Here is a 10,131-nt window from a genome sequence, read left to right on the forward strand (position 1 = left end):
GGTCGGTCAGTCCGCGCGGTCCGCGAGCAGGGCGAGGAAGGCGGCGCCGTACTTCTCCGCCTTGACCGGCCCGATGCCGTTGACCGTGAGCAGCTCGGCCTGGCTGCCGGGTCGGGCGTGGACGAGCTCCCACAGGGTGCGGTCCGGAAGCACGACGTAGGCCGGCACGCCCTCGGCGTCGGCGATCGAGCGCCGCTCGGCGCGCAGGAGCTCGAAGAGCGCCCGGTCGGCGCTGCTCGCGCCGTCGCCCGCGCTGCCCGCCGCGCTGCCTCCTGAGCGAGAGCGCGAGGACGAACGGTTGCGGGCGGGCGCCGCCGAGAGACGGCGGAGCTCCACCGTCTCCACGCCGTCGAGGATCGGCCGCGCCGCCTCCGTGATGGTGAGGGCGCCCATGCGCCCCGGGTCGGGGGAGAGCACCGAGCGCGCGACGAGCTGGCGGATGACGGAGCGCCACTCGCGTTCGGGCAGGTCGCTGCCCACCCCGAAGGTCGGCAGCCGGTCGTGCTCCCAGCTCGCGACCTTGTCGGTGCGCTTGCCGAGCAGGACGTCGATGACGTGCCCGGCGCCGAAGCGCTGGCCGGTACGGACCACGGCCGAGAGCACCTTCTGCGCCGGCACGGTGGCGTCCCACAGCTGCGGCGGCTCGAGGCACGTGTCGCAGTTGCCGCACGGGCCGGACTCCTCGTCGAAGTACGCGAGCAGCAGGCGCCGGCGGCACGTGGCGGCCTCGGCGTAGCCGAGCATGGCGTCGAGCTTCATCGAGTCGACCCGCTGGTGCTCGGGACCGCCGTCGGACTGCCGGATGAACGACCGCTGCTGCACGACGTCGGCGAGGCCGTACGCCATCCACGCGACCGCCGGCTCGCCGTCGCGGCCGGCCCGACCGGTCTCCTGGTAGTAGCCCTCGAGGCTCTTCGGGAGGTCGACGTGCGCGACGAAGCGCACGTCAGGCTTGTCGATGCCCATCCCGAAGGCGATGGTGGCCACGACGACGACGCCCTCGTCGCGCCGGAAGCGCTGCTGCGCGGCCGACCGCGCCTCGCTCGGCAGCCCGGCGTGGTAGGCGATGGCGTCGAAACCTTTCTGGCGCAGGAAGGTCGAGATCTCGTCGGTGCGCTTGCGCGACTGGCAGTAGACGATCCCGGCGCTGCCGCGGAAGGTGCCGCCGTCGTTGCCCTGCTCGAGGAAGCGCAGCAGCTGGGCGCGTGCGTCGCTCTTCTCCTCGACGACGTAGCGGATGTTCGGACGGTCGAAGCTGGAGACGAACTCGGCGGCGCCGTCGAGGCGCAGCCGCTCGTGGATCTCGCGGCGCGTCAGCGCGTCGGCCGTGGCGGTCAGCGCGATCCGGGGCACGCCCGGGAACCGCGCGGTGACCTCCGCGATGCGGAGGTACTCCGGCCGGAAGTCGTGGCCCCACTGCGACACGCAGTGCGCCTCGTCGATGGCGAACAGGGCGATGCCGGCGCCGGCGGCCGCGTCGTCGAGCAGCCGCAGGAACGAGGGCATGAGCAGGCGCTCGGGGGCGACGTAGAGCAGGTCGATGGTGCCGTCGCGCACGTCCCGTCGCACGGCGTCCGACTCCTCGGCCGACGAGGTGGAGTTCCAGAAGGCCGCGCGCACCCCGAGCAGCCGCAGCGCCTCGACCTGGTCGTGCATGAGGGCGATGAGCGGCGAGACGACGACGGCCACGCCGGGCCGCACGAGCGCGGGCAGCTGGTAGCAGAGCGACTTGCCGCCACCGGTGGGCATGAGCACCACGGTGTCGTGGCCGGCCACGACGCGGTCGACGATCTCGCGCTGCGCGCCCCGGAACGAGCCGAAGCCGAAGACGTCGTGCAGGACGCAGGCCGCCGCGTCCTCGTGCTGGGGCTCGGACCCCTCCAGGTGCTCGTCCATGACCCGGCGAGCGTACCCGGCGCCGCCGACCGGTCCGTCAGTCGAGTCGCTGGGTGATCGTGTGGGTCTCGCCGTCGTGGACGACCGTCGTCGTGGCGCCCTGCACGAGCGCGAGGTAGGGCGCGACGTGCCCGCACTCGACGTCGGCGAGGATCGGCACGCCGAGCACACCCAGCGCGTCGACGACGGCGGCGTGCTGGGTGAAGCCGTGGGGCTCGGGCGCGCTCGTCCGTGACACGAGGACGCCGTTCGCCGCCTCGAAGAAGCCGTGCAGCCGCATGGCGTGCAGCGCACGGCAGATGTCGTAGGAGCTCCACTCGCAGATGTCGAGCAGGACGAGCAGGCCCTCCGGGGCGTGCTGCGCCGCAAAGGCGTTCGCGTCGCCGAAGGCCCCGCCGGCGAGGAAGGAGACCGTCTCGACGCAGCCGCCGACGAGGCGTCCCGTCAACGTCACCGGCTCACCCACGTGGCCGGGGTCGATGCGGGTCCACGTGCCTCGGCCGTCGAGCGTCATCTCCGTGACCGTGGGGTCGCTCGCGTAGTCGTCCCAGCCGCCCGAGCGGTGCCGGCCGGGGGAGTGCTGGCGCAGCTCGCTGCCGGCGGGGGCGCTCGCGACGTCGACCCAGTGGAGGATGCCGTCCGGCACGGCATACGGGGTGTCCATGAGGTTCTGCCCGTGGATCGTCGCGATGCCCGTCGCCAGGGTGAGCGGGGTCAGCCACGTCGAGGTGTCGGAGAACCCGACGCACCAGGTGGGCTCGGCCGCCGCGACGGCGTCGAGGTCGAGCAGGTCGAGCAGGTCGATGCCGGTCTCGCCGCCCCACGGCGGCACGACCGCGCGGATCGTCGGGTCGAGGAGCATGCCCGTGAGCTCGGCGGCGCGCGCCTCGCGCGGCCCGCTGACGTGGGAGGGCGCGTGGTTGAGCTCGCCGACCACGACCTCGAAGCCGCGGTCGCGCAGGCACGTGACGGCATACGTGAACCGACCCCAGAGGGCGTCGCCGACGCCCGAGCTCGGCGACGTGACGCCGATGCGGTCGCCGGGACGGAGCGGGGCGGGGTAGCGGATCGGCATGGCCGCCATCGTGCCAGCCATGCCGATCCGTCTCACCCCGGTTTCGGGGTCACACCTTGGCGGCGGTGAAACCCTGCTCGAGGTCGGCGAGGATGTCGTCGATGTGCTCGATGCCGACCGAGAGGCGCACGAGGCCGGGGGTGACGCCCGCGGCGAGGCGGTCCGCGTCGGGGCCCTGCGAGTGCGTCGTGGAGGCCGGGTGGATGACGAGCGAGCGCACGTCGCCGATGTTCGCGACGTGGCTGTGCAGCGTCAGGGCCTCGACGAACTTCTTGCCCGCCTCGAGCCCGCCCGCGATCTCGAAGGACAGCACGGCACCCGCGCCACGAGGGGTGTACTTCTCGGCAAGAGCGTGGGAAGGGCTGTCGGGCAAGGACGCCCACACGACGCGCTCCACCTGGTCGTGACCCTGGAGGAACGCGGCGACCTGGTGCGCGTTCTCGATGTGCCGCTCGATGCGCAGCGACAGCGTCTCGATGCCCTGGGCGATGAGGAAGGCGTTGAACGGCGACGCCGCGGGGCCGAGGTCGCGCAGCAGCTGCACGCGGGCCTTGAGGATGAAGGCGAGGTTGGCGCCGAGCGGGCTGCCCACGCCGAGGTCCCGGGCGAAGACGAGGCCGTGGTAGCTCTCCTCGGGGGTGTTGTAGTTCGGGAACTTCTCCGGGTCGGCGGCGAAGTCGAAGTTGCCTGAGTCGACGATGACCCCGGCGATCGACGTGCCGTGGCCACCGAGGTACTTCGTGGCCGAGTGCACGACGACGTCGGCGCCCCACTCGATGGGGCGGATGAGGTAGGGCGTCGCGACGGTGTTGTCGACGACGAGGGGCACGCCGTGCTCGTGGGCGACGGCGGCCACCGCCTCGATGTCGAGGATCTCGCTCTTCGGGTTGGCGATGGTCTCGCCGAAGAGGAGCTTCGTGTTCGGCCGGATCGCGGCCCGCCACGACTCGATCGAGGTGGGGTCCTCGACGAAGCCGACCTCGATGCCGAACTTCGGCAGGGTGTGCTTGAAGAGGTTGTAGGTGCCGCCGTAGAGGCTCGGCGAGGCGACGACGTGGTCACCGGCCTCGGCGATGTTGAGCACGGCGAGGGTCTCGGCGGCCTGGCCCGACGCGACGAGGAGCGCGCCCACGCCGCCCTCGAGGGCCGCGATGCGCTGCTCGACGACGTCGGTCGTCGGGTTCATCAGGCGGGTGTAGATGTTGCCGAACTCCTTGAGCCCGAAGAGGTTCGCCGCATGCTCGGTGTCGTTGAAGACGTAGCTCGTCGTCTGGTAGATCGGGAGCGCTCGGGCGCCTGTCGCGGTGTCGGCGCTCTGTCCGGCGTGGATCTGCTTGGTCTCGAAGGACCAGTGGGGCTCGGTCATCGGTCGTCCTGCTCTTCCTGGGTCGTGTCGATGACCGGGGCTCGGGATCGTCGTGACGACCCGGGCCCGTCGCACCGACGGGTCGGTGCGGGAGAGGAGCTCTCCGCGCTTGCCCGAGCGCCGGGTGGCGTCGACGGGCCAGGTCTTCACCCGGGGCACCCCACCGCGGTTGGAGGGTTGCCGGCCAGCGAGCCGGGGCTTGTCGCTGGCGCTCATGACCTGCCGTGAGTGTACGAACTCGTGTCCACCTGTCGGGAGGAGGTGTCCTCATCGTGGACGCCGGCAGGACTGGAGGTTGACGAGGTGTTCGAACACCTGTTCTAATTGAGGGCAGGGGAGGAGCTCGACGGGCGCTGGGGGAGGCGCCGTCGACGCAGGTGGGGAGGAGGGGCTCGTGCCGTACCTGACGACGTCGCCGAGCGATGCGGGACGCCCAGCGGTCCTCGGCGCCTTCGGACTTCGGCTGTGGCGCGTCAGCCCCGACTCCGACGGCCGCGACGGCGGGGGAGTCGGCCCGGGCCCGGAGGCGCAGGCCGGATCGGGCGCACCGGTGCGCGTCGGGTCGATCGCGGAGGCTCCCGATGGTTCGAGCGCTGACGCTCGCCCCGGCTCGCTCGCTGGGGCAGGTGTTCGGCCGGGCGACGCCGACCAGGCCACCCGTGACGAGCGGCTGCGCTCGGCCGAGCGTCTCGACGCCCTGGCGAGGGCGGGTGAGGACGTGCTCGCCGAGATCGAGGCGCTCGAGCGGGCCAAGGCGCGCGTCGAGGCCGACCTGCTCGCCGCCTACGGCACGCTGCACAGCATCGAGGCGCAGCAGATCGAGGCGTTGCCGGCCGGCGCACCGTCACGACTGGCGGGGGCGGTGTCGACCGACCGTGTCGTCGGTGAGGAGATCGCGCTCGCGACCGGGGTGGGCCCCGGGGAGGTGGCCCACCGGCTGGCCCTGGCGACGTCCCCGCGGCGTCACCGACTGGTCCTGCGGGCCCTTCGCGACGGGGCGATCACCCTGCAGCGCGCCCTGCAGGTCGTCTCCGAGACCGCCTGCCTGTCGGATGCCGACGTGGCGACCGTCGAGGAGTCGGTGCTGGCGCCGACGCGCGACGGCCTGCCGCTCTCGCAGCGCACCTTCACCTCGCGGCTGAGGCGAGCGGTCGCCGCGGTCGACGAGCTGGGTGCGGCCGAGCGGCGCAGCCGGGCGCGGGTGCGCCGCGGCGTGTACTGCCGGATGGTCGCGGACGGCATGGGGTGCCTGACGATGACGACCGATGCCGCGACGATCGCGGCGATCCTCGACCGGCTCGACGCGGCCGCCCGCACCCTACGGGCCGCCGGGGATCCGCGAACGCTCGACCAGCTGCGCTGCGACCTCATGGCCGAGGCCCTGCTGCGCGGCCACCTCGGCGCCGCGCGGAACGGCGCCCCCTGCCCCGGCTGCGGTGCTCCCGACGCACCGAACGGCGATCCGCGGGAGGGCTCTGCCAGCGGCGATCCGCGGGAGGGCTCTGCCAGCGGCGATCCGCGGGGGTCCGCGACGGTCGGCGAACCAGACGGACGGAGCGGTGAGGCGCCGGCGCGCGCGTGGATCGTCGTGCCGTTCGAGGTGGCGGTCGGGCTGTCCGACGCGCCCTGCGAGCTGCCAGGGCACGGCTGGGTGACCGCCGAGCACGCCCGCGCCATCATCACGAGGCCCGGATCGGTCTGGCACACGCTTCCCGTCGACGTCCGCACCGGTGAGGCCCTGGGCCGGCCCACGGCGGGCTACCGGCCGACCGCGGCCATGGTCGCGCACGTCCGAGCCGTCGACGGCACCTGCCGCGCCCCCGGCTGCGAGGTGCTCGCCGACCGGTGCGACACCGACCACGAGGTGCCCTATCCCGCAGGACCCACGGCGATCGGCAACCTCGTCAGCAAGCACCGCCACCACCACAACCTCAAGACCGCAGGCGTCTGGACCTCGCGCCCGGTGCCCGGTGGCCGGCCCGGCACCGTCGAGTGGACCACGCTCACCGGCCGCACCTACCTGACGCGGCCCAAGAACTGGCGCTCGGGCGTAGGGATCCCGCCGACAGGCCTGCCGCCGTCGATCCCGCCGCCCTTCTGAGCAGGACCCCAGTCCGGCACGTGGCGTCGATCACGAGGACGTCCTAGTAAACCGAACTCGCGAGTAGGATCGTCGTTCGTGAGCACGAATGCCGACTTCGACCTGTTCCGGACCAGCGAGGACCACGAGGCCCTGAGGGAGGCCGTCCGCGCGGTCGCCGAGGACAAGATCGCGCCCTACGCGGCCGCCGTCGACGAGGAGGCGCGCTACCCGCAGGAGGCGCACGACGCCCTCGTCGCCTCGGACTTCTTCGCCCCCCACGTGCCCGAGGAGTACGACGGCGTGGGCGCCGACGCCCTCGCGACGTGCATCGTCATCGAGGAGGTCGCCCGGGTCGACGCGTCCGCCTCGCTCATCCCCGCCGTGAACAAGCTCGGCTCGCTCCCGATCATCCTCGACGGTGACGACGCCGTGAAGGCGCGCTACCTCCCGCCCCTGGCCAAGGGCGAGACGACGTTCTCCTACGGCCTGTCCGAGCGCGAGGCCGGCTCCGACACTGCCTCGATGCGGTGCCGCGCACGCCGGGACGGCGACGACTGGGTCATCTCGGGCCAGAAGTCCTGGATCACCAACGCCGGCGTCTCCGAGTACTACACGGTGCTGGCCGTGACCGACCCCGACGGTCCCCGCGGCGGCAACGTCACGGCCTTCGTCCTCGAGAAGTCCGACGAGGGCTTCACCTTCGGCGAGAAGGAGCGCAAGCTCGGCATCAAGGGCAGCCCGACCCGCGAGCTGCACTTCGACAACGTGCGCATCCCGGGTGACCGCGTCGTCGGCCAGGTCGGCGACGGGCTCAAGATCGCCCTGCGCACCCTCGACCACACCCGCGTCACCATCGGCGCGCAGGCCGTCGGCATCGCCCAGGGCGCGCTCGACCAGGCCGTGGCCTACGTCAAGGAGCGCAAGCAGTTCGGCAAGCGCATCGCTGACTTCCAGGGCCTGCAGTTCATGCTCGCCGACATGGCGATGGAGCTCGAGGCCGCCCGCCAGATGGTCTACGTCGCGGCTGCGAAGTCCGAGCGCGGCGACAAGGACCTCGCGTTCTTCGGTGCCGCGGCCAAGTGCTTCGCCTCCGACGCCGCCATGAAGATCACGACGGACGCCGTGCAGCTGTTGGGCGGTGCGGGCTACACCCGCGACTTCCCGCTCGAGCGGATGATGCGCGACGCGAAGATCACCCAGATCTACGAGGGCACCAACCAGGTCCAGCGCATCGTCATGGCGCGCCAGCTGCTCAAGGGCTGACGTCGGGGCCCGCCGCCGACCCCTCAAGTAGGCTGGCGCCGCCTTGCCCCGACCCCACACCCCACGACAGGACCCCAGAGTGGACCCGACCCCTGACCCCCGGCCGGCGGTCAGCGTCATCATGCCCCTGCTGAACGAGGAGCGGCACCTGCGTGACGCCGTGGCGATGATCCTCGCGCAGGACTACAGCGGTCCGCTCGAGGTCGTCCTCGCGCTCGGCCCGTCGACCGACCGCACCGACGAGGTGGCGGCCGCCGTCGCCGCCGCCGACCCGCGCGTGCGCCTCGTGCCGAATCCGTCGGGCCGCACGCCGGACGGGCTCAACGCGGCGATCGGGGCCGCGACGGGCGAGGTCATCGTCCGCGTCGACGGCCACGCGGAGATCCCCGACGACTACATCAGCGTCGCGGTCGCCGAGCTGCTCCGCGTGGGCGCCGACAACGTCGGCGGCATCATGGACGCGCGCGGCACCACCGACTTCGAGCGCGCCGTGGCGTGCGCCATGCGCAGCCCCCTCGGCGTCGGGTCGGCCCGGTTCCACACCGGCGGGGAGGCCGGCGAGGCCGACACCGTCTACCTCGGCGTCTTCCGGCGCGCGGCCCTCGAGCGGGTCGGTGGCTACGACCCGCACTTCGCCCGGGCCCAGGACTGGGAGATGAACCACCGCATCCGTGAGACCGGCGGCACCGTGTGGTTCACCCCCGCGCTCAAGGTGACCTACCGCCCCCGCGCCTCCGTCAAGGCCCTGGCCCGGCAGTACTTCCACTACGGCCGCTGGCGCCGGGTCGTCGCCCGCCACCACGAGGGCACCATCAACCCGCGCTACCTCGCGCCGCCCACGATGGTGGGCGTCACGACGGCCGCAGCCGTGATCGGCTTCTTCTGGCACCCCGCCTGGGCGGTTCCGGCCGCGTATGCCGCCGGCGTGGCCGCGGGCGGCCTGGCCATCAGCCGTGGCGAGTCGCCCGCCACCCGAGCCGCCACCCCGCTCGTGCTCGCCACGATGCACTGGTCGTGGGGCGTCGGGTTCCTCACCAGCCCGAGCCGGCTCCAGCGCTGACCGCACCACGACCCCACGACAGCACGCCCGAACGTACGGAAGGCACGACCTTGCTCGACAACGCGAAGCTGGCGGTCCAGCTCGTCCGGAACACCGTCCGGCGCCAGCTGGCCAAGCGCGAGCTGGCCGGACGCCTCGAGCACGCCGTCCCCGGCCGGCCCTCCGGCGGCGACGACACCCGCTTCCGCTGCGCCGTCTACTTCTCCGACGACCCGGTCAACCTCTACCAGATCCGGCAGTGGTACGCGCCGCTCCAGGAGCTGGCCCGCACCCAGCCCGTCGTCGTGCTCTCCCGGATGCCCGAGACGACGAACGTGCTGCTCGACGAGTGCCCCCTCCCGGTGCTGCACGCCCCGCGGATCACCGACGTCGAGTCGTTCATGGAGCACCACGACATCGGTCTCGTGCTCTACGTCAACCAGAACCTGCGCAACTTCCAGATGATGCGCTTCGCCCGCCCGGCCCACGTCTTCGTCAGCCACGGCGAGAGCGACAAGTCGTACATGGCGAGCAACCAGCTCAAGGCCTACGACCGCGTCTTCATCGCCGGCCCGGCCGCCGCGGCCCGCCTCGAGGGCGCCCTCGTGGAGTTCGACGTCGCCCGGCGCGCCGTCGAGATCGGCCGCCCCCAGGCCGACGCCACCTACCCGGCACCCGCGCTGCCCGACGACGGCCGCACCACCGTGCTCTACGCGCCGACGTGGGAGGGCGACCGGCCGAGCATGGCCTACGGCTCCATCGCCAGCCACGGCGCCGCGCTGCTGACCGGCCTGCTCGCCGACCCGCGCTTCCGCGTGGTCTACCGACCGCACCCGCGCTCGGGAGCCTTCGACCCGGCATACGGTCTCGCCTCGACGCACCTCGCCCGGCTCGTCGCGGAGGCGAACCACGCGGACCCGACCGCCCAGCACCTCGTCGACGTCGACACGTCGTTCGGCTGGCACCTGGCCCGCCTCGACACGTGCGTCACCGACGTCTCCGCCGTGGCGCTCGACTGGCTGGCCACGGGCAAGCCGCTCGTGCTCACCCAGCCGGCCGACCCGCGGGCCGAGGTCGAGCCCACCCGGCTCACGACGAGCGTGCCGATGGTGACGGCGGCGCAGGCGCGCGACATCGTCGGCGTGCTCGACGACACCATGTCGGCCCCCGACGAGGCCCGGGCCGACGTCGTGCGCCACTACTTCGGCGACACGACGCCCGGGGCGGCGACGGCGCGCTTCGTGCGCGCCTCGACCGACCTCATCGAGTCGCGCGTCGGGGCGCCCGCCCAAGCCGACGCGCCGGCCGACGCGCCGCCCTCCGCGCCTGCCGCGGACGCGGCTCCCGGCACACACCCCTAGACTTCGGCGAGGACCGGGCCGGGGACCCCCGCCCGGTCGTGGTTGCAG

General features: G+C 72.9%; 7 protein-coding genes and 1 riboswitch. Of the genes, 4 read left to right on the forward strand and 3 right to left on the reverse strand.

Annotated elements, in window-relative coordinates; translation table 11 throughout:
* Positions 1–6: 6 nt before the first annotated feature.
* The 3 genes from recQ to ABD979_RS16985 are packed head-to-tail and all read right to left on the reverse strand — an operon-like array spanning position 7 to position 4,337.
* Positions 7–1,896, reverse strand: coding sequence for a DNA helicase RecQ (gene recQ, locus ABD979_RS16975; RefSeq protein ID WP_345508694.1), 1,890 nt, complete (start codon positions 1,894–1,896; stop codon positions 7–9).
* A gap of 37 nt (positions 1,897–1,933) precedes the next feature.
* Positions 1,934–2,992: an LD-carboxypeptidase gene (locus tag ABD979_RS16980; RefSeq protein ID WP_345508695.1), complete on the reverse strand. Its 1,059-nt coding sequence runs from the start codon at positions 2,990–2,992 to the stop codon at positions 1,934–1,936.
* 28 nt (positions 2,993–3,020) lie between these two features.
* Positions 3,021–4,337, reverse strand: coding sequence for a bifunctional o-acetylhomoserine/o-acetylserine sulfhydrylase (locus tag ABD979_RS16985; RefSeq protein ID WP_345508696.1), 1,317 nt, complete (start codon positions 4,335–4,337; stop codon positions 3,021–3,023).
* Between the two features lie 100 nt (positions 4,338–4,437).
* Positions 4,438–4,557: riboswitch (SAM riboswitch) on the reverse strand.
* A 174-nt stretch (positions 4,558–4,731) separates the two neighbouring features.
* Between ABD979_RS16985 and ABD979_RS16990 the strand changes: the two genes are divergently transcribed.
* The 4 genes from ABD979_RS16990 to ABD979_RS17005 all read left to right on the forward strand — a co-directional run bounded on the left by ABD979_RS16990 (position 4,732) and on the right by ABD979_RS17005 (position 10,083).
* Entirely contained in the window at positions 4,732–6,438 is a 1,707-nt protein-coding gene (locus tag ABD979_RS16990; protein WP_345508697.1) for an HNH endonuclease signature motif containing protein, read from the forward strand.
* Between the two features lie 78 nt (positions 6,439–6,516).
* On the forward strand, positions 6,517–7,683 hold the full coding sequence (locus ABD979_RS16995; protein ID WP_345508698.1) for an acyl-CoA dehydrogenase family protein: 1,167 nt from the start codon (positions 6,517–6,519) through the stop codon (positions 7,681–7,683).
* Positions 7,684–7,762: 79 nt separating this feature from the next.
* On the forward strand, positions 7,763–8,743 hold the full coding sequence (locus ABD979_RS17000; RefSeq protein ID WP_345508699.1) for a glycosyltransferase family 2 protein: 981 nt from the start codon (positions 7,763–7,765) through the stop codon (positions 8,741–8,743).
* A 50-nt stretch (positions 8,744–8,793) separates the two neighbouring features.
* On the forward strand, positions 8,794–10,083 hold the full coding sequence (locus ABD979_RS17005; protein WP_345508700.1) for a CDP-glycerol--glycerophosphate glycerophosphotransferase: 1,290 nt from the start codon (positions 8,794–8,796) through the stop codon (positions 10,081–10,083).
* Positions 10,084–10,131: the final 48 nt, after the last annotated feature.

The organism is Terrabacter aeriphilus, assembly GCF_039542985.1.
GTDB lineage: Bacteria > Actinomycetota > Actinomycetes > Actinomycetales > Dermatophilaceae > Terrabacter > Terrabacter aeriphilus.

Bases quoted from the DNA above. Each gene is read 5' to 3' on its own strand.
- recQ (WP_345508694.1), bottom strand. From the start codon at position 1,896: ATGGACGAGCACCTGGAGGGGTCCGAGCCCCAGCACGAGGACGCGGCG.
- ABD979_RS16980 (WP_345508695.1), bottom strand. From the start codon at position 2,992: ATGGCTGGCACGATGGCGGCCATGCCGATCCGCTACCCCGCCCCGCTC.
- ABD979_RS16985 (WP_345508696.1), bottom strand. From the start codon at position 4,337: ATGACCGAGCCCCACTGGTCCTTCGAGACCAAGCAGATCCACGCCGGA.